14 protein-coding genes are annotated in these 19,598 nt (G+C 54.9%); 8 read left to right on the top strand and 6 right to left on the bottom strand.

Annotated elements, in window-relative coordinates:
• The first annotated feature begins 177 nt into the window (after window positions 1–177).
• The gene (locus AM410_RS18785) at window positions 178–1,713 is read left to right on the top strand and encodes a methyl-accepting chemotaxis protein (protein ID WP_050736862.1); all 1,536 of its coding nucleotides are present in this window, start codon (window positions 178–180) and stop codon (window positions 1,711–1,713) included.
• Between the two features lie 347 nt (window positions 1,714–2,060).
• The gene (gene ansP / locus AM410_RS18780; RefSeq protein WP_020884034.1) at window positions 2,061–3,557 is read left to right on the top strand and encodes an L-asparagine permease; all 1,497 of its coding nucleotides are present in this window, start codon (window positions 2,061–2,063) and stop codon (window positions 3,555–3,557) included.
• Between the two features lie 70 nt (window positions 3,558–3,627).
• Here ansP and yncE read toward each other — a convergent pair whose 3' ends face one another.
• Window positions 3,628–4,689, bottom strand: a complete 1,062-nt coding sequence (gene yncE, locus AM410_RS18775; RefSeq protein ID WP_020884033.1) for a 7-bladed beta-propeller protein YncE — start codon at window positions 4,687–4,689, stop codon at window positions 3,628–3,630.
• Window positions 4,690–4,930: 241 nt separating this feature from the next.
• On the opposite strand from yncE, the gene pqqU reads away from it, so the two are divergent.
• Window positions 4,931–7,045 (top strand): TonB-dependent receptor PqqU, encoded by a 2,115-nt coding sequence (gene pqqU / locus AM410_RS18770; protein ID WP_020884032.1) that lies wholly within the window; start codon window positions 4,931–4,933, stop codon window positions 7,043–7,045.
• Between the two features lie 133 nt (window positions 7,046–7,178).
• Here pqqU and AM410_RS18765 read toward each other — a convergent pair whose 3' ends face one another.
• The 3 genes from AM410_RS18765 to AM410_RS18755 all read right to left on the bottom strand — a co-directional run bounded on the left by AM410_RS18765 (window position 7,179) and on the right by AM410_RS18755 (window position 9,783).
• Entirely contained in the window at window positions 7,179–7,847 is a 669-nt protein-coding gene (locus AM410_RS18765; RefSeq protein WP_020884031.1) for a GntR family transcriptional regulator, read from the bottom strand.
• Window positions 7,848–8,101: 254 nt separating this feature from the next.
• Complete coding sequence (locus AM410_RS18760; RefSeq protein ID WP_108648214.1) at window positions 8,102–9,142, bottom strand: NADP-dependent oxidoreductase; 1,041 nt, start codon at window positions 9,140–9,142, stop codon at window positions 8,102–8,104.
• 65 nt (window positions 9,143–9,207) lie between these two features.
• The gene (locus AM410_RS18755) at window positions 9,208–9,783 is read right to left on the bottom strand and encodes a helix-turn-helix domain-containing protein (protein WP_014170255.1); all 576 of its coding nucleotides are present in this window, start codon (window positions 9,781–9,783) and stop codon (window positions 9,208–9,210) included.
• A 150-nt stretch (window positions 9,784–9,933) separates the two neighbouring features.
• Between AM410_RS18755 and AM410_RS18750 the strand changes: the two genes are divergently transcribed.
• Both AM410_RS18750 and AM410_RS18745 read left to right on the top strand, forming a co-directional pair.
• Entirely contained in the window at window positions 9,934–10,452 is a 519-nt protein-coding gene (locus AM410_RS18750) for a GNAT family N-acetyltransferase (RefSeq protein WP_020884028.1), read from the top strand.
• Window positions 10,449–10,898, top strand: coding sequence for a DMT family transporter (locus AM410_RS18745; RefSeq protein ID WP_014170257.1), 450 nt, complete (start codon window positions 10,449–10,451; stop codon window positions 10,896–10,898). Before AM410_RS18750 ends, AM410_RS18745 begins: the two co-directional genes overlap by 4 nt.
• A gap of 14 nt (window positions 10,899–10,912) precedes the next feature.
• Here AM410_RS18745 and AM410_RS18740 read toward each other — a convergent pair whose 3' ends face one another.
• Together AM410_RS18740 and AM410_RS18735 are read right to left on the bottom strand one after the other, a co-directional pair.
• Window positions 10,913–11,146 (bottom strand): YdcY family protein, encoded by a 234-nt coding sequence (locus AM410_RS18740; protein ID WP_020884026.1) that lies wholly within the window; start codon window positions 11,144–11,146, stop codon window positions 10,913–10,915.
• A 51-nt stretch (window positions 11,147–11,197) separates the two neighbouring features.
• Window positions 11,198–12,796, bottom strand: coding sequence for an ABC transporter substrate-binding protein (locus AM410_RS18735; protein ID WP_025204114.1), 1,599 nt, complete (start codon window positions 12,794–12,796; stop codon window positions 11,198–11,200).
• 283 nt (window positions 12,797–13,079) lie between these two features.
• Here AM410_RS18735 and AM410_RS18730 point away from each other — a divergent pair, with 283 nt between their 5' ends.
• The 3 genes from AM410_RS18730 to AM410_RS18720 are packed head-to-tail and all read left to right on the top strand — an operon-like array spanning window position 13,080 to window position 19,589.
• Window positions 13,080–14,432, top strand: coding sequence for an SrfA family protein (locus tag AM410_RS18730; protein ID WP_108648213.1), 1,353 nt, complete (start codon window positions 13,080–13,082; stop codon window positions 14,430–14,432).
• A gap of 4 nt (window positions 14,433–14,436) precedes the next feature.
• Window positions 14,437–17,418, top strand: a complete 2,982-nt coding sequence (locus AM410_RS18725) for a virulence factor SrfB (protein WP_041162655.1) — start codon at window positions 14,437–14,439, stop codon at window positions 17,416–17,418.
• Complete coding sequence (locus AM410_RS18720; RefSeq protein ID WP_108648212.1) at window positions 17,415–19,589, top strand: virulence factor SrfC family protein; 2,175 nt, start codon at window positions 17,415–17,417, stop codon at window positions 19,587–19,589. Before AM410_RS18725 ends, AM410_RS18720 begins: the two co-directional genes overlap by 4 nt.
• The last annotated feature ends 9 nt before the right edge of the window (window positions 19,590–19,598 follow it).

Raw genomic sequence — 19,598 nt, 5'->3', positions numbered from 1 at the left:
TTTCATTTTTATTACATCGAATGCATTTTAAAAATAAAAAATACTAAATACAGGGTATTCCGGAACGCATAACTTTCGTAGAGAATATGCCGACAGTAAAAATAAAACCAAACCTTTCAAACTTGCCTGAATGTTTAACGGACTCTTTTTTATTGATATATGACCATGGGGTTACTGATGCGGAATAACACTCCCGTTACACAAAACGAGTATTTACTTAACGAAGGTTCGACGCTTATGTCGACCACCAATACGCATAGCCATATTACCTATGCGAACTCTGCCTTTATTGACGCCAGCGGCTATAAAGAAGAGAGTCTTCTCGGTGAGCCGCATAATCTTATTCGCCATCCCGACATGCCTGCCGAGGCGTTTGGTGACATGTGGTTTACCCTGCAACAGGGTGAGACCTGGACGGGGCTGGTCAAGAACCGCCGCCTGAACGGCGATCACTACTGGGTGCGCGCAAACGTCACCCCGGTTTATCAGAATGAAACGTTAACCGGCTATATTTCTGTGCGAAATATTCCTTCGCGTGAAGAGATTGCTGTCAGTGAAAAACGGTATGAGAAAGTGCGCAATAATGAATTAAAACATCACCGCTTTTATAAAGGCCTGTTTGTTCGCCACGGTCTGTTCTCTTTTACGTCGCTGTTTAAACGCCTCAGCACCAGTAAAAGGATCCATCTTGGTATTGCGATAACCGCCCTGCTCGCTTGTCTGCAGCTGTTTATATTTGCCGATCGTATTGTTGAGACTGTAGGTCTGGCTCTGCTATTTATTGCCCTGGCCGTTTATCTTCATGCGCAAATTGCGAAGCCGGTTAAATCCATTGTCCAGCAAATGCAGCGGGTGGTTTCAGGACGTAAAGCGGACTATTACCATTTTGACCGCGTCGATGAAATCGGCCTGATGATGCGCATGGTGAATCAGTCGGGTCTGAACCTCCATTCGCTGGTGGACGATGTCGGTGCGCAAATCAGCGGTATAAGTACAATCAGCCAGCAGGTGGCGAAAGAAGGTATGGCATTACAAACGCGTACCGAAGAAACCGCAGACTTTCTGCAGCAAACGGCCTCAGCCGTGGAAGAAATTGCCAGCGCAGTTCAGCAGACGGCTGAAACGGCGAAAGACGCGATCCTGATGGCAGATCGCACCCGCACCAGCGCTCACCGCGGTGAAGCAATGATGAAAGAGACTATCGGCATGATGCAGTCCGTGTCGCAGGATAACAGCCAGATCGTCGACATCATCAGCGTCATCGATCGTATCGCCTTCCAGACCAATATTCTGGCGCTGAACGCGGCCGTTGAAGCGGCGCGTGCGGGTGATGCCGGACGCGGTTTTGCGGTCGTGGCGGCCGAAGTCCGCAACCTTGCCCAGCACTCTGCCACCGCGGCCAAAGAGATCAAAACGCTTATAGAGAAAAACGTTTCCAGCGTGAACGCCGGCGTGGAGAAGGTCGAGCAAACTGAATCGCAGCTGACGGTGATGATTGGCAATGTCATGGAGATGTCTTCTCTGATTAAGGAGATAGGCCACGCCACGCAGGAGCAAACGCAGGCGCTGACCCTGATTAACGCGTCCATCTCCCGCATCGGTACAATGACCCAAAACAATACCGGTATGGTGGATAACGTGACGGACGCCGCACACCATCTGACGCAGCGCACGACCCGCCTGCAACAGGCGATTGCCGTTTTTGGCGGTTGAGAAAAGGCGCCGTTATGCGCTGGTTGCTTTGCGCAATCATTAAGCGAAACTGATGATTAAAGCACCACTTCATTAATGGATTTGTCTAAAAACTCACCGCTATTCAGCGTGTTGTGATCCCCGTCTGCTCTGACCACACGATTTCCTTCGACGTGCATCACTTTCGGCACGGTTATATTTTGCGTCGCTTATGAATTGCAGGTAGGATGCCTCGCCATGTTTCGCCTTATCCATACGCAGAATGACTGGGAAGGCAACATGTGTTTGCGCAGAAGCAATCGTTTGTATTGCACTCTGCCAGGCAGGACTATCACGATAATGGTTCAGACAGGCAAACAGGTAACTCAATGAAAACAAGCAATAAAAGCGCAGCCGATCATCACGCTGCTAAACGTCGCTGGTTAAACTCCCATGAAGAGGGCTACCACAAAGCGATGGGCAACCGTCAGGTTCAAATGATCGCCATCGGCGGCGCTATCGGAACGGGTCTGTTTTTAGGTGCTGGCGCTCGTCTGCAGATGGCTGGCCCGGCTCTCGCCCTGGTCTATCTGGTGTGCGGGATCTTCTCTTTCTTCATTCTTCGTGCATTGGGCGAACTGGTACTGCATCGCCCTTCCAGCGGCAGTTTTGTCTCTTATGCCCGTGAATTCCTCGGTGAAAAAGCGGCCTACGTTGCTGGATGGATGTACTTCGTCAACTGGGCAATGACCGGTATTGTCGATATCACCGCCGTCGCGCTTTACATGCACTACTGGGGCGCGTTTGGTGATGTGCCACAATGGGTGTTTGCGCTGGGCGCACTGGCCATTGTCGGCACCATGAACATGATCGGCGTGAAGTGGTTCGCGGAGATGGAGTTCTGGTTCGCGCTGGTAAAAGTGCTGGCCATCGTGGTGTTCCTGGTCGTGGGTACGGTGTTCCTCGGTAGCGGTAAACCGCTCGATGGCAATGCCACCGGTTTCCACCTGATCACCGATAACGGCGGTTTCTTCCCGCATGGCCTGCTGCCTGCGCTGGTGCTGGTTCAGGGTGTGGTGTTCGCCTTCGCGTCCATTGAGCTGGTCGGCACCGCGGCGGGTGAATGTAAAGACCCACAGACCATGGTACCTAAAGCCATTAACAGCGTTATCTGGCGTATCGGTCTCTTTTATGTTGGTTCCGTGGTGCTGCTGGTTCTGCTGCTGCCGTGGAACGCCTATCAGGCGGGTCAAAGCCCGTTTGTGACCTTCTTCTCTAAACTGGGCGTGCCTTATGTTGGCAGCATCATGAATATCGTGGTGCTGACGGCTGCACTCTCCAGTCTGAACTCGGGTCTTTACTCCACCGGTCGTATCCTGCGCTCCATGTCGATGGGCGGCTCGGCGCCGAAATTCATGTCGAAGATGAGCCGTCAGCATGTGCCTTACGCGGGCATCCTGGCGACACTGGTGGTGTATGTCTTCGGCGTGTTCCTGAACTACCTGGTACCGTCTCAGGTATTCGAAATCGTGCTGAACGTTGCCGCGCTCGGCATCATCGCCTCCTGGGCCTTTATCGTGGTCTGCCAGATGCGTCTGCGCAAAGCGATCAAAGAAGGCAAAGCCGCTGAAGTCAGCTTTAAGCTGCCGGGCGCACCGGTGACCTCCTGGCTCACCCTGCTTTTCCTGTTCAGCGTGCTGGTGTTGATGGCGTTTGATTACCCGAACGGTACCTACACGATTGCCACCATTCCTCTGCTGGCCGTATTGCTGATTGCCGGCTGGTTTGGCGTGCGTAAACGCGTACAAGAAATTCACAGTACGGCGCCGGTTCATCCTGATGATGCCAAACACGACGCCCCGCTGGTTGAAGAGACGTCGCGTTAATATCGACCTGCTGGTTATACAAAGGGAAGGCATTGCGCCTTCCCTTTTTCTTTATGTTGAGGAGCGAAACTTAGAGCGTGATACGAATCACGTCATCAGGCTGGGTGGCTTCCTGCTGACGGGTCGATTTTTGTTTTACCGTCACATACAGGGTTTTGCCATCCGCAGAGAGCGCCAGACTGTTCGGGTAGACCGGGGTGTCGAAGGTTTTGGTAACGTTGTAGGTTTTCGCGTCGATTACGCTCACCTTACCCGCTTCACGGTGCGTCACATACGCTTCGTTGCGCGCCGGGTTAAACAGAACGGCCAGCGATTCAGGCACGGCAATTTTCTTGATGACGCTGCCGTCCTTCAGATTCACCACCAGCACTTCCGGCTGCTTTGAGTCGGTTAAGAACGCACGCTGTCCGGCGGTATCCAGGCTCAGATTCAGGTAGAAGTGCTCCTTACCGTCGTCCTGCACTTTTTTACGGCTGAGGATTTTGTGGGTTGCCGTATCAATCGTCACCAGTTCGCCATCAGCATTGGTGGTGTAAAGACGTTTTGCCTTCGCATCCAGCGCCAGGCCGGTACTGAATTTACCGGTACTGCCGATGGTCTCTTTCAGCTTCAGCGTTGCACCATCCACTACCCAAATCGCGCTCTCCTGGCCTACGCCGGTGATGTAAACGGTGTTTGTGCTGTCATCGGCCACCAGCTGGCGCGGCTGCAGCGGTTTGACGGTTTCACTGCGCTGACGGTTATCCAGCACCAGTCGCCCTTTCACCTCACCCGTTTTGGCATCAATCGCGGTTACCGCGCCGTTGATGGTGTTACCAAACCACAGCGTCTGGGTGGCATTATCAAGGGTGGCACCGAACGGTTTGAGATCGTTATGAATGACCTGCGTCACGTCCAGCGTGACCGGGTCAAGGCGATAGACAATCCCGCCTTTGTCCGTTTTGCGGCTCTGCGATGTCGCGACCCACAGCGCATTCTCCTGCTGGCTCACGGCCATTTCATATGCGCCTTTCCCTACCGCTTTGCGCAACATCTCTTCGGCAGCATGAACCTGGAAGGTTCCGGCAAACAGTAACGCCCCTGACAGCAGAGACATACTCAGGCGCGGCGAGCACAGATGACGTAAAGACATAACAATTCCTTTTTTGAACACAGGGTTTACTGCTGACATCACTTCCGGCAGGCAACGTCATGGCATTGCCTTCTTGATAATGAGAATAGTAATCATTTATGAGTTAAATGTGGAGTTTTTCTTTCCTTGCCGGCCTTTCATTAACGCAATGTGCGGTTATAGTTTTCAAAAGATTTACAAAAGATTTAACATATATGGACATGTTCCATTTGGTACGTTTTTTCCATAACCGGTCTATTTCATGAAAATCATTTCTGCCCGTAAGGCAACGCTTCCACTGCTGCTGGTTCCTGTTATCTCTGCGCCTCTCACTGCGATGAGTGCCGATGAACAAACCATGATCGTCAGCGCCACGCCGCAAACCGTCTCGGAGCTCGATACCCCGGCGGCGGTCAGCGTCGTGAATGGCGATGATATGCGTCATGCTGCGCCACGCATTAACCTGTCTGAATCTCTTGGCAGCGTGCCGGGGCTGCAGATCCAGAACCGCCAGAATTACGCTCAGGATCTCCAGCTTTCGATGCGTGGGTTTGGTGCCCGCTCAACCTTCGGCGTGCGCGGTATCCGTATGTATGTCGACGGTATTCCGGCAACCATGCCGGATGGACAGGGACAAACCTCCAATATCGATCTCTCCAGCGTGGACAGCGTAGAAGTGCTGCGCGGCCCCTTCTCTGCCCTTTATGGCAACGCCTCTGGCGGCGTGATCAACATGACGACCCAGACCGGGCAGCAGCCGCCGACCATCGAGGCCAGCAGCTATTACGGCAGTTACGGTACCTGGCGCTATGGAATGAAAGCCACCGGCGCGATGGGTGACGGGACGCATGCCGGGGATGTGGACTACACCGTGTCCACTACCCGTTTCACGACCAAAGGTTATCGCGACCACAGCGGCGCGCGGAAGAATCTTGCCAACGCTAAACTGGGTGTTCGTATTGATGACGTGAGCAAGCTGACGCTGATTTTCAACAGCGTGGACATGAAAGCCAACGATCCGGGTGGACTGAGTGCCCAGGAGTGGCATGACAACCCTCGCCAGTCTCCGCGTGGCGACCAATACAATACGCGCAAGACCATCAAGCAGACCCAGGCTGGCCTGCGCTACGATCGTCAGCTCAGCACCCAGGACGATCTCAGCGTCATGATGTACGCCGGCGAACGTGAAATGACGCAGTACCAGTCAATTCCTTATCAGCCTCAGCTGAGACCTTCCCACTCCGGCGGCGTGATTGATATGCAGCGCCATTACCAGGGGATTGATACCCGCTGGACGCACCGTGGCGAACTGCTGGTTCCGGTCACCTTTACCACCGGTCTGAACTACGAAAACATGAGCGAAGATCGTCGCGGATACGAGAACTTCGTCATGAACAACGGCGTGCCAGAGTACGGCGTCAAGGGCGACAAACGCCGTAACGAACGTAACCTGATGTGGAACGTCGACCCGTACCTGCAAACCAGCTGGCAGTTAACGCAGAAACTCTCCGTGGATGCCGGCGTCCGTTACAGCTCGGTCTGGTTTGACTCCAACGACCATTACGTGACCCCGGGCAACGGAGACGACAGCGGTGACGCAAGCTATCACAAGTGGCTCCCGGCCGGTTCGGTGAAATATGCCGTGACCGATGCGTGGAATCTCTATGCTGCGGCAGGTCGTGGGTTTGAAACGCCAACCATCAATGAGCTCTCTTATCGTGCGGATAACCAGGGCGGCCTCAACATTGGCCTGAAACCTTCCACGAACAATACCTATGAAGTGGGCAGTAAAACCCGTATCGGTAATGGTCTGCTGACGGCAGCGCTGTTCCGCACCGATACGGATGACGAGATTGTCGTCGATGCCAGCGCTGGCGGTCGTACCAGCTATAAAAACGCCGGTAAAACCCGTCGTCAGGGGGTTGAAGTTTCCCTGGATCAGCAGTTTGCTGAGAACTGGAAGCTGAAAATGGCGTGGACCTATCTGGACGCCACCTATCGTACCAACGTGTGCAGCACCGGTGACTGTAACGGCAACCGTATGCCGGGCATTGCCCGCAACATGGGTTATGCCTCGTTTGGCTGGCAGCCGGAAGAAGGCTGGTATGCGGGATCGGATGTGCGCTATATGAGCGATATCATGGCGGATGACGAGAACACGGCGAAAGCCCCGTCCTACACGGTGGTTGGGCTGAATACCGGGTATAAATTCAACTACGGTAACTGGGGAATGGACGTCTTTGGTCGCGTCGATAACCTGTTCGATAAAGAGTATGTCGGATCGGTTATCGTGAATGAATCCAACGGGCGTTATTACGAACCTGCACCGGGCCGTAACTACGGCGTAGGTCTGTCGGTCTCTTATCGCTTCGAGTAAGCAAAAAGCATTCTTTTTTGCTGAATATTATTTTTATAAATGGAATAACGCTCCTGATGGCAATAAGCCATCAGGAGTATTTAACCAGGAATATAATTCGCGGCAGGATATAGTCGCTCTGCTAAATAATCTCTCAGTTAAAATATTGTCGCTGTAAAAGCGTGTTCGCTTCGTCAATCAACGTCTCTATCGCCTTCTGACTGCCATCAACATCTCTTCGCTCAAGCGCGGACAGGAGCTCGGCGTAGTGATAAGTCGACACCTTGATATCGTTAAGCTCCTGATGCAGATAGTTCATGCAAGGTCCAATACGCACCCATAGCTGCTCAATTAAGGCGCTGAGTGTCGGCATTTCCGCGTACTGATAAAGCGTAAACCGAAAGATGCGGTTAGCATGCAGCGCCTGCTGAACGTGCCCGTTGCGCATGGCTTCATGGAATGTCTCTGATAGCTTGCGCAACACCTCCAGCTTATTTTCCGTCATATGCTGACAGGCGGCAGCTACCGCCATAGGCTCAAGCTGTTTTCTGATGGCGTTAATCTCGTTATAACGCTCAAGCGTGACCTCAGGAACCAGAAACGCCTGGGCTGGCGTGGCGTGTAATGCCCCAGACGACACCAGACGCAAAAGCGCCTCGCGAACCGGGGTAATACTGGTTCCTAATTTATCAGCAATTTCTTTGGTAATCAGTCGAGCGCCAGGTTTCAGTGAGCCTGTAATTAACGCGCCTTTCAAACTGAGTTCGACTTGCATGGTAAGACTGATCCTTTGCGCTTTTTCTAAATGGTCCAAATCAAGCATGTTCAATTCCTGTAGCTAATACTTAATGCTATTTTTAAACGCCGTTTTTTATAAACGACGCTGTTCCGATATATCCTGTATCGTCATGCCTGGTGATGGGAAGTCTGTAAAAATGTCAAGAAATGCAAAATTTATTTTTTTTCGTTTTCGTGCTCATCTGAACGGAAGGCGCGAAAAGCCATGTCCAGTTAATTAAAGACAATATATCGTATCTTCACAAATAAATATGGCGGGAAACCCCGCCATATTTTAGATTATTTATTGTCACTCGCGACGCGAATCACGACTTTGCCGAAGTTTTTTCCTTCAAGAAGGCCAATCAGCGCCTCAGGCGCATTCTCCAGGCCGTCTGTGACCTGCTCACGGTAGTGAATTTTGCCTTCCTGCACCCAGCGCCCCATCTCATCCTGGAACTCCTTGATGCGATGGCTGTAGTCCTGAGCGATGATAAACCCCTGCATACGAATACGTTTCTTCAGAATCGTCGCCATCAATAACGGCAAACGATCCGGCCCTTCCGGCAGACCCGTCGCATTGTAACCGCTCACCAGACCACATACTGGTACGCGCGCCGAGGTGTTCAGTAAGGGCAACACGGCATCAAAGACTTTCCCGCCGACGTTTTCATAATAAACATCAATCCCTTTCGGGCAGGCCTTTTCCAGCTGGGCCGCGAAGTCATCGGCATGGTGATCCAGGCACTGGTCAAACCCGAGCACCTCTACGGCATGGCGGCATTTTTCTGCACCACCGGCAACGCCGATCACCCGGCAACCTTTGATTTTACCGATCTGCCCGACCGTCGCACCAACCGGCCCCGTCGCCGCCGCAACCACCAGCGTTTCACCGGCTTTAGGCTGGCCGATGTCCAGTAGCCCCATATAGGCGGTAAACCCTGGCATACCCAGAATGCCCAGCGCCCACGAGGGGTGAGAAATATTATCGCCCAGTTTCACCAGGCCGCTGCCGTCTGAAATTTCATACTCCTGCCAGCCGCTGTAGCCCAGCACCCACTCACCCGGCGTATAGTCCGGATGGTTTGACTGCTCCACGCGACTGACCGTTCCCCCCACCATGACCGCCCCAATTTCCACTGGCGGTGAATAGGAAGGTGCATCACTCATGCGCCCACGCATGTAAGGATCAAGCGACAGCCAGACCGTGCGCAGCAAAAGCTGTCCTGCCTGAGGTTCAGGAACAGGCTGCTCTTCCAGACGAAAATTCTCCGCGACCGGCGCACCGTGCGGACGAGAAGCCAGAACCCAGCGGCGATTTTGCGAAACAGATTGATTCATCAGGAACTCCTTCTGGTACAAATGTCATTAGAGCCTGGCTCATGATCGGCGTAAACGCTTTAACTTTACGAGCCAGACTGGTTAAGCCGCACAACCAGATAGATACAGGTTTCATTCGTCTCATTAATGAACCGGCAGTCGTTGGGCGGCCCCAGTTCCAGGCAATCACCGGCGTGCATTTCATGACGGGTATCGCCCTCCTGGAAAACCAGTTCGCCAGACTGCAGCCAGATAAGCTGGCGCGCCAGCGCATACGACGAGGCGGGCATAGGGACATCGCTTCCCGCCGGCAGCTCAACCTGAACAAGATCGATGGGCAGATCGGTGCGGGGTGACACGTGGCGGCGGAGATAGTGTGTCTGAGGGTCACGCCAGACGGGCTGGTTTTCCAGACGCAGCAGCTTTCCTTCCTGCATTTCGGCTCTGGCGATCAGCGTTGACATGCTGATGCCAAACGCGCCGGATAACCGCGCGAGCAAGGTCGCCGTCGGGCTGCTGTCCCCGCGCTCTATCTTGTGGATCATGGCGCGCGAGACGCCGGCCCGGTCAGCAAGCTCGCTTAATGACCATCCTCGCGACTCGCGTTCAAGGCGAATTCGCGCGCTAATCCTTTGATTCATTGTGTCTGCCATAGTATTCATGACGTCATACTATAGTGTATGAACGGCATTTCAACGCGGTTTTGATAACAAAAAAATCTGGCTTATGTCATAGCCATCCGTCTGTACAGTTGTGTAATATCGTACTCATAACGTAATACTATAGTGAACAACACACTCAGAGGTTCAAACATGATCGTTCGTCATGCCTGCAAAGAAGACTGCGCCGCTATTGGGGAGATTTACAACCACGCGGTGCTGCATACTGCCGCGATCTGGAATGATAAAACCGTCGATACGGATAACCGCATTGCCTGGTTTGAGGCGCGTGCCCTCGCAGGCTACCCGGTGCTGGTGAGTGAAGAGAATGGCGTTATCACCGGCTACGCCTCGTTTGGCGACTGGCGCGCCTTTGACGGTTTCCGACATACGGTAGAGCATTCTGTCTACGTTCATCCGGATCATCAGGGGAAAGGTATTGGCCGCACGCTGATGAACGCGCTGATTATTGAAGCGCGGACCCTCGGCAAACACGTCATGGTGGCGGGCATTGAGGCGCAAAACCAGGCCTCTATTCATCTTCATGAGACGCTCGGTTTTGTGACCACCGGCCAGATGCCGCAGGTGGGCACGAAGTTTGGCCGCTGGCTGGATCTGACCTTTATGCAGTTGCAGCTTGATGAGCGTAGCGATCCGGACGCTATCTCATGAATCAGTCTCTGACGCTGGCTTTTCTGGTGGCGGCGGGAATTGGCCTGGTGGTGCAAAACACCTTAATGGTGCGCATCACTCAGTCCTCCTCGACCATTCTTATCGCGATGCTGCTGAATTCGCTGGTTGGCATTGTGCTGTTTGTCAGCATTCTGCTGCTAAAACAGGGCTTCGCCGGATTTAGCGAGCTGGCCTCAACGATCCGCTGGTGGACGTTGATCCCGGGGCTGTTAGGGTCGTTTTTTGTTTTTGCCAGTATCAGCGGCTATCAAAATGTTGGCGCAGCGACAACCATCGCCGTGCTGGTGGCAAGCCAGTTGATTGGCGGGCTGGTGATGGATGTACTCAGAAGCAATGGCATCCCCTTGCGCGCGCTGATTGGCCCGGTGTGCGGTGCCGTAATGCTGGTGGTCGGGGCGTGGCTGGTCGCGAGACGCCAGTTCTGACCCCCGGCTTACCGCTACAGAATCGTACCGCCTTTGGTCAGCAATTCCTGACGGGCGTCCATCTCTTCTTTATGTTGCTTACCGTGATGTGCAATCGCGGTACGCAGACGCTGCTGCTGACTGTAGCGATCTTCACGGCTTAACGCTGCGTCATCGCTCAGTTCGATCAGCAGTTCATTCATTCGGCTAATCACTCCCTCTTCGATGGCGGTATCGACACGGGCGATAACTTCATTTAAATGTGACATTGTCACTCCTTGTCAGATGCCCGGCAGGCGCGGTGCCTGCCGGGAAAAATGTCAGTTCAGTTTCGCTTTGGAGAAATCGCTGCCCATCAGGCTCACGCTGTACCCCGTTACGTTGCTGCGGGTGGCGTAGAACGTTTTGCCGTTCGCCAGCGCAATCCACGGTGCCTGGGCATAGAAGATCTCCTGCGCCTGGCTGTAGAGTTTTGCACGCTCACCCGGGTTGCTGGTCAGTTTGGCTTTCTTGACCAGATCATCATACCCCTTATCGCACCAGCGCGCGGCGTTCGATCCGGTTTTGATGCTGTCGCATCCCAGCAGTACATCAGCAAAGTTATCCGGGTCGCCGTTATCGGACATCCAGCCAAACAGCGCGGAATCATGCTCCCCTTTACGCATACCGGAGAGATACTCGCCCCACTCGTAAGAGACAATTTTGGCCTTCACGCCGACTTTTGCCCAGTCGCTCTGGATCATCTCCGCAATACGCTTCGAGTTAGGGTTATACGGACGCTGCACAGGCATTGACCACAGCGTCACGTCCGCGCCCTTCTCCAGACCGGCCTGTTTCAACAAAGCTTTCGCTTTTTCAGGATCGTAGCTGTAGTCCTTCAGATCGTTATTAAAGCCCAGCATATTCGGCGGAATGGGTGATTTCGCCACCGTACCGGAACCCATAAAGACCGCATTCACGATGGCTTTTTTGTCCGTCGCATAGTTCAGGGCCTGACGCACCAGCACGTTATCAAACGGTTTTTTCTCGGTATTGAACGCCAGATACCCCACGTTCAACGCCTCCACGGCGTGCAGCTTCAGGTCTTTATTTTTGTTAATAACATCAAACTGAACCGGTGACGGCGCCGGAATGATCTGGCATTCGTTGGTCTGCAGCTTCGCCAGACGCGTTTCTACGTTTGGCGTGATGGAGAAAATAAGGTGTTTCGTCGGAACCGCACCTTCCCAGTAGTTCGGGTTAGCGACGTAGCGGATCAGCGAATCCACTTTGTACTGCTGCAGAACGTACGGCCCGGTACCAATCGGCCAGGTATCGACATTCTCAGGCGTCCCTTTTTTCAGCATCGCGTCAGCGTATTCAGCGGAAAGAATAGAGGCGAAATCCATCCCCCAGTCAGCAAGGAATGCGGCGTTTGGTTCGCTCAGCGTAAACTGCACGTGATAATCATCAACCTTTTTGACGTCCTGAATCAGCTTGTCCAGGCCTACATCATTAAAGTATTCGTAATTACCCTGCGAGACATTGTGATAAGGATGCTTAGGGTCTTTCTGACGCATGACGGAAAAAATAACGTCATCCGCATTAAAATCACGGGTCGGCTTGAAGTATTTATTGCTGTTGAACTTGACCCCTTTACGCAGCGTAAAGGTATAAGTCTTACCGTCCGGGGAAATTGTCCAGGACTCTGCCAGCGACGGTACCGGGGTGTTTTTCACCGGGTCGAAATTGATCAGGCGGTTATACAGGACCTGAGAGCTGGCCACGAATGACGGGCCTGAGCTGGCGATCTGCGGGTTGAAAGACTCCGGTGATGCTTCAGAGCAATAAATGATGGTGTCATTATTCGCCGCCCATGCGGCACCTGCTGGTAAGAGAGTGCTCAGCGCGAGGGCGAGCAGCGTTTTCCCTGTAGACATGGTTATAACCCTGGCAGTTTTATTATATTGGACTGTAATAACAGCACAGCCGCTATAACCTGGCAAATAACGAATCACTATCAGGTTATTCTAAAGCAACGTTTTCCGCTGGTTTTACAGCCAGTGCGCCAGAGGTTGATTTGCCTTAAGTGCCATTATTCGTCAAGCACAACCGCACCTTTCTATGCCACAAGAAATCGTCCCTTTTGGCGTCTCTTCCTCCGTTTGGTTGCTTCCCGATTTCGTTAAAGTAACGGTGTGAAGAAGTATATGGGATCAAATCGTGGCAAAAACTCTTTTACGCAGCGGTAATCTGGATGACTTTCAGGCCGTTGGCGGCGGCGGACAAGCCGTTTTTGAATCAGCGTTACAAATCCGGGAAGCGCTCCGGTTACGCAAACAACAGACGATTGTCGACTGTCTGGCTATTCCGCAGGTCAATGATGGTGGCGACCGTGTCGACTGGTATTCGCCGGTCGACGGTAGTGTAATCAGCTGGAAAGCGGCCAACGAAGACGATCGTTATCGCGCCCTGCGCTATCTGGAAAATACGCTGGCCAGCGTTGAATCGCTCAGTAAGAAGTGCCTGCAGTCGCCAAAAACAGCGCAACAGCTTTTCGGCTCCCTGCTGTCGAAAGCATTTCAGTTTCCCGGCGAAAATTTCCTTTTCCTGGTTGATGGAAAGCCGGTCATAAGCTTCTGGGGGTTTGTAAATCTCAATGAGAATGCGCGTGACGACGTACTCGACTGTTTACGCGAATCGCTGATCCCTGAGCCAGCCCCGATTGTCATTGAAGACCCTGAACCCGAGCCGGAACCGACCCCAGTCCTGACCTTTGAACAGGCCGATGAGCCGCTGATCGCCCCGGCCACGGTGGTGCGCATCACGCCGGACGAACTGTATACGCCTGAACCTGCGCCGGTCATTGTGCCGCCTGTGGAAGAACCCGAGCCAGAGCCTGCGATCGTAGCCAAAAAACGCCGCGTTCCCCTGTGGACGCTTCCGGTTGCCGCCGTGATCGTTGCCGCGATTGCCACCCCGTTGCTGTGGCCAAAACAGGCCCCTTCTGCCGAGCCAGTGGCTGTCGTTGCCCCTGAACCTGTCGCCATTGCGCCAAAGCCGATTAAAGCCGTTGAGCCACTGCCGATGAAATTACCGCTGCATCAGGCAGAGGTGGTCGCAAGCAAAGAAAAAGAGCCGGCTCCCGTTGCCACCCCAGCGCCTGCGCCGGTTGTGATTGCGGCGATCCCGAAAGACGCCATGGTCATGGAAGCAAACCAGGTGAAAGCGGGGTCGACGCGTTTTCTGAACGGAACATGGCGTGCGATCCTCGACGTGAAAGATCCGATTACCGGCAAACCACCGTCGCTGCGCTATCAGATCCAGAACAATAAAGGCTTCGCTCGTGTTGTTCACGGTGACAATGTTGTCTGCCGCGTGGAGGTTTTCTCCGGGCTGCACAGCAATGGCGAACTGATGATTAAGAGTCGCGGTAATGCCCACTGCACAGACGGTTCACGCTACCCGATGCCGGAAGTTGCCTGTAAAGCAGGTACCAGCGATGTCGCTGAATGTAATGCCCGTTATGATGCCAAAACCGTCGTTCCACTGACGTTCAAGAAAGCAGGTGCCTGACCCTATGCTGGTAAATCTTTGCGACTATAAACAGAGCGTCACGCTTATTGCCAACAGCGGCGTGCAATTCCTCGATTTTGGCCTGACTCCGCAGGACACCGCCAGCAACGGGCGCTTCGTACGTAAAACCGCCAACGGTCCGCTTCTGCGTCTCGATTTCGATCTCGTCAACGGGCGTTACACGCTGCCGGGATTGAACGGCGGACAGCCTGAAGTGGTGAAACCGGAAACCACGATCCCACTGCATCAGTCCCTGACGGTGCTGGATGGTGTCTGGCTCCCCATTCCCTTCCTGCGCTTCAATCCGCCACGTACCTTTGTTGACGGGCCGGATAACTGGGCGCGTGTCCAGGTGCGTAAACTTGAAACGCCTGATGCGGCAGGTAATACACATCGCGTCACGCTCGCTCTCGACAGCCAGATTGCAGAGCATGCTACTGCCGCGCTGTCCCCGGTTGAAAATGACATTCTCAACGGCACCCGTTTCGGACTGGCATGGCGTGACGATGAGGTGGAAAGCTTCCTCGACCAGACCTGGATTGACGGCTGGCTGCGCGAGGCGTTTACCCACTATGCGACCGACGTCGAAAACCGCGCAGAACGCGACCTGCAACAGGCAATGCGCAGCTTTGAGTACCAGGCACACTGGCTCAACCTGCTGTCCATGCTCGGTGAACAGCTCACCGTGCCGGAAGTGAAATTTGTCACCCATACCCTCAGTACGCCGGCTATTCCGGTCGACCTGATCCTCGACGTCGGAAATACCCATACCTGCGGCGTTATTATTGAAGATCACGGTGATGCGAACGACGGTCTGCGCCAGACGGCCGAACTGCAGGTGCGCTCGTTAAGCGAGCCACAGTTCCTCAATGAGCCGCTGTTTACCAGTCGTCTGGAGTTTTCAGAAGCGCGTTTTGGCAAGCAGCACTTCTCGGTGGAAAGTGGGCGTGAAGATGCCTTTGTCTGGCCGTCTATTGTCCGCGTGGGCGACGAAGCCCGCAAACTGGCTACGCGCCGTCTGGGCACGGAAGGTAACAGCGGTATCTCCAGCCCGCGTCGCTACCTGTGGGATGAAACCCCGGTGGTCCAGGACTGGCGCTTTAGCCAGATGAACAGCAAAACCCAGCGCGAACCGCTGGCGACCGCGTTCCCGCTGATGAACCTGATGAACGATGACGGTGAGCCGCTCTTTACGCTGCCGCAGGACGAGCGACTGCCGGTCTTCTCTCCGCAGTACAGCCGCAGCACGCTGATGACGCATATGCTGTGCGAACTGCTGGCACAGGCGCTGGGGCAGATAAACAGCGTTGCCACGCGCCTGCGCCTGGGCTTTCCGGCCTCGCCACGCCAGCTGCGTACGCTGATCCTGACCCTGCCCTCGGCGATGCCGAAGCAGGAACGCGAGATCTTCCGTCGCCGCATGTTCGAAGCGATCGCTATCGTCTGGAAAGCGATGGGCTGGCACCCGCAGGACGACGATTTTGCCACCCGTAAGCACCAGGAAAAAAGCGTGGTGCCGGTACCTGCAATCCAGATGGAGTGGGACGAGGCCAGCTGTGGTCAACTGGTGTGGCTGTACAACGAAGCGATCTCACATTTTGGTGGTCAGACGGAAGCGTTCTTCGCCTCCCTCGCCCGCCCGGATCGTGAACCTGAACCAGGCGTTCAGCCGGGGCGCTCGCTGCGTGTCGCCTCTATCGACATTGGCGGCGGCACAACCGACATGGCGATCACCCATTATCAGCTGGATGACGGCTCCGGTAACAACGTCAAAATCACGCCGCAGCTGCTGTTCCGCGAAGGGTTTAAAGTGGCCGGTGACGACACCCTGCTGGACGTCATCCAGCGCTATGTGTTACCCGCCCTGCAAACCCAGTTGCAGAAGTCCGGCATCGCCGATGCCTCTCTGCTGATGGCCTCGCTGTTTGGTGACTCAGGACGTATCGATACCCAGGCGGTATTGCGCCAGCAAACGGCGCTTCAGCTCTTTATGCCGATTGGTCACGCCATCCTTGCCGCGTGGGAATCCAGCGACATCGACGATCCGCTGGCAGGCTTGCATGCCACCTTTGGCGATCTGCTGTCGCAGAAACCGACCCGCAACGTGATGAATTATCTGCAACAGGCCGTCGATCATGCCTTGCCGGCAGGTTCAGACGCCTTCGATCTGTTTGCCGTTCCGCTGCACGTGAATTTCCGTGAAATGCAGGATGCGATGCTGGCAGGCCAGTTCACGCTGGCGTCACCCCTGCATGCGGTGTGCGAGGCCATTTCACATTACAGCTGCGATATTCTGCTGATCACGGGGCGTCCGGGCTGCCTGCCTGGCGTTCAGGCGCTTATTCGCCACCTGCAGCCGGTGCCGGTTAATCGCATCGTCTGGCTGGATAAATACCAGGTTCATGAATGGTACCCGTTCAGCCAGCAAGGACGCATTGGTAATCCAAAATCGACCGCCGCCGTCGGCGCGATGCTTTGCAGCCTGGCGCTTGACCTGCGACTGCCGCGCTTTAACTTTAAAGCCGCGGATATCGGTGCATATTCAACGGTTCGCTATCTGGGCGTACTGGATAACACCGTAAACACCCTGCGTGAAGAAAACGTCTGGTATCAGGATATCGACCTGGATAAACCGGGTGCGAAACTCGACGCCCGTCTGCACTTCCCCCTGCGCGGAAATGTGACGCTCGGTTTCCGCCAGCTGGCGAACGCGCGCTGGCCGGCAACGCCGCTCTATACGCTTAGCATCAACTCGGCCGAACTGGCCAAAGCGATTGCGGGTGACGGCGTGCTGAACGTGCGGCTCAAACTTTGTGGCGGCAATAAGCATGAAGGGCCTGAATCCTTCGCGCTGAGCGATGCCTGGTTGCAGGACGGGACGCCGGTTCCGCCTGATGCTTTAACCTTCAAACTGAATACTCTGGCCGATCGCCGTCATAGCGGCAGCCACTACTGGATCGACAGCGGGAGCGTATACCTGAAATGACTGCGACGATGACCACCACTCAGGCCTTAATCGGGTGGATAAATGAGACGCGCCTGAACGCCCCTATGCTGGATAACGAGGCCGATGCCCTTCTTGCGCGCATCAACGCGACGCAGGCACGGGAGCAGGCCATTGACCGCGCCCTGTCACGCCCGGGCAGTATTGGACTTTACGGTCATTCTCAGAGTGCTAAAGCGCATCTGCTTTTATCGCTGTGCGGCAGCGGTAATGGCCGCCTGAACGTTACGCCAGGCCAGCGTACATTTGACTATTTTTCGCACATTAATCCGGGACATGCCCTGACCAACATGGCCGTGCGGTTCACCCGCGGAAATACAGAGGTGATGGATGAGGCGTTCCCGCTGCGCCTGAGCCTGGTGACAGAGGCAGAGTTGGTTCAGCTGTTTATCGCCCGCACCACGCTGCAGCCGGACATCCGCGCCGTGGATAAAGCGGTCATTGAGACGCGCCTGGAGAAGTGGCGTGGCCTGCGCCAGCCGCAGGGTGTTCCTGGTATTACGGCTCAGGACGTGGGTGCCATCGCCCGCTTCTGGCAAAGCTCAGTACCTGCCGCGAAACAACAAATTGATGATGCCCTGTGGCATCAGTTTGCACAGCTGGTCCCTTCGCTCGATCTCAGCACGCGTGCCAGCGTCTGGTCGCTGCTGTGGGGTGAGCAACAGGAGTTGACCCAGCAGTGGTTAAAGCTCGCTCATGTCCTGCATCAGACCAGCCATGCCGGAGCACTCGCCGCCCCGCTCAGCCTGCTGGTCGATAACTTCGGGCTGCCGGGCGAAGGGTTCCTGACTCACGGCACCTTTACCCTTCCGGAGGCCCAGGAGACGCTGCTTCATCCGCTGAACAACGGCGAGATGCTTAACGCCATCAGTATCCCTGTCGATACGCTCGCCTTCCTGACGCGTGAGCTGGTCTTGCCGGTCGAAAGCAGCGCCCTGGATAATGTCGATATTATTGATATTCCGGTCTTTTCAGATAACAGCGCCGATGCACTGAATCAGGCTAAATGCCAGTGGTTGCTGGAGCATTATCGCCAGCAGCTGCAACCGGACGTGCTTGTTATCTGCAATGCGACAGCCCAGCACGAGCAAACGGCTAAAAAAGCCCGGGTACTGATGAACTGGGTCAAAGAGACTCAGCCGGTTGAAGAATCCGCCCTGCCGGGGCTGGTGTGGGCGATTACGCCTCACGACGCACGTTTTACCACCCGTCAGAACCTCGATGAAACGGTACAGCACCTGTTGGGCAAACCGGGTGTGCGCTGGGGGACACTGCAGGCGCTGGACAGCCACAGCATGCAGCGCGTGATCGAGTGGTTGTCTCAGGCCACGTTACCCGCTCAGCGGCAGAAGCGTCTTAGCACGCTGAAAGCAATGCTGCGCCAGGAACTCTCGGCCCTGATGAAGGGGTATCTGGCACCGCTGGTTGAGGAACCCGGCGCCAGACGAACTCAGGCCGAAAACATGGTGCGCGTTCTGCAAAGCTCCGCCGCCCGCCACGGTGAACTGCTTGAAGGTCTTCTGCCGCCGCTTAAAGCCTTTGAAACCCTGCTGGCCGTTCAGCAGCCCCGCGAGGAGCAGGTGAACGGACTGTTTACGGATACCATTGACCTGTTTGCCGAGCATGCCCAGGAGAACGCCAGTCCATTCCAGACCAAAGACAAAGCTCGCCTGGCACATAAAGTCTGGATAAACCATCTGCGCCAGTGGAGCCGCAACGATGCCACTGCCGCGCGCCTTGGGCTGGAACCCGCTGTTTTGCAGCAAATTGCCGACGTTCTGGTGGTGGCCAGCTACCGACTGAACCTGCCACAGCATCTGCAGAACATTGTTGAAACCGACAAGTGCAGTGCAGCCCAACTGCATGCCGTGATGGGCAACTTCATTGGCTGGCTGGGCTACGATCGGACACCCGCAGAGGCACGCCCGGCGAGCCGCATCCGTAAAGGCCAGGCAATCTTTGTCACGCCGGTGGTCAACAGTACCGCGCCGCGCCTGACGCGTCTGGGAGAACAACCCGTACATGCGGCAACGGTGTATGTCTATGACTGGCTGGTCGCCCTCTATAGCCGGGCAATAGAGAACATCGATTTCCGCCACCCGCACGATGTACAGCCTGCCGCACGCCAGGCCTTACAAGCTTTGTTACGATAGCGTTCCTGG

This window comes from Enterobacter cloacae complex sp. FDA-CDC-AR_0164, assembly GCF_003071645.1.
In the GTDB taxonomy this organism is placed as follows: Bacteria; Pseudomonadota; Gammaproteobacteria; order Enterobacterales; family Enterobacteriaceae; genus Enterobacter; species Enterobacter ludwigii.
The sequence above is the reverse complement of the archived record's forward strand: the minus strand, read 5'-3'. Positions and strand labels throughout refer to the sequence as shown.

Bases quoted from the DNA above. Each gene is read 5' to 3' on its own strand.
- AM410_RS18785 (WP_050736862.1), top strand. From the start codon at position 178: ATGCGGAATAACACTCCCGTTACACAAAACGAGTATTTACTTAACGAA.
- ansP (WP_020884034.1), top strand. From the start codon at position 2,061: ATGAAAACAAGCAATAAAAGCGCAGCCGATCATCACGCTGCTAAACGT.
- yncE (WP_020884033.1), bottom strand. From the start codon at position 4,689: ATGTCTTTACGTCATCTGTGCTCGCCGCGCCTGAGTATGTCTCTGCTG.
- pqqU (WP_020884032.1), top strand. From the start codon at position 4,931: ATGAAAATCATTTCTGCCCGTAAGGCAACGCTTCCACTGCTGCTGGTT.
- AM410_RS18765 (WP_020884031.1), bottom strand. From the start codon at position 7,847: ATGCTTGATTTGGACCATTTAGAAAAAGCGCAAAGGATCAGTCTTACC.
- AM410_RS18760 (WP_108648214.1), bottom strand. From the start codon at position 9,142: ATGAATCAATCTGTTTCGCAAAATCGCCGCTGGGTTCTGGCTTCTCGT.
- AM410_RS18755 (WP_014170255.1), bottom strand. From the start codon at position 9,783: ATGAATACTATGGCAGACACAATGAATCAAAGGATTAGCGCGCGAATT.
- AM410_RS18750 (WP_020884028.1), top strand. From the start codon at position 9,934: ATGATCGTTCGTCATGCCTGCAAAGAAGACTGCGCCGCTATTGGGGAG.
- AM410_RS18745 (WP_014170257.1), top strand. From the start codon at position 10,449: ATGAATCAGTCTCTGACGCTGGCTTTTCTGGTGGCGGCGGGAATTGGC.
- AM410_RS18740 (WP_020884026.1), bottom strand. From the start codon at position 11,146: ATGTCACATTTAAATGAAGTTATCGCCCGTGTCGATACCGCCATCGAA.
- AM410_RS18735 (WP_025204114.1), bottom strand. From the start codon at position 12,796: ATGTCTACAGGGAAAACGCTGCTCGCCCTCGCGCTGAGCACTCTCTTA.
- AM410_RS18725 (WP_041162655.1), top strand. From the start codon at position 14,437: ATGCTGGTAAATCTTTGCGACTATAAACAGAGCGTCACGCTTATTGCC.
- AM410_RS18720 (WP_108648212.1), top strand. From the start codon at position 17,415: ATGACTGCGACGATGACCACCACTCAGGCCTTAATCGGGTGGATAAAT.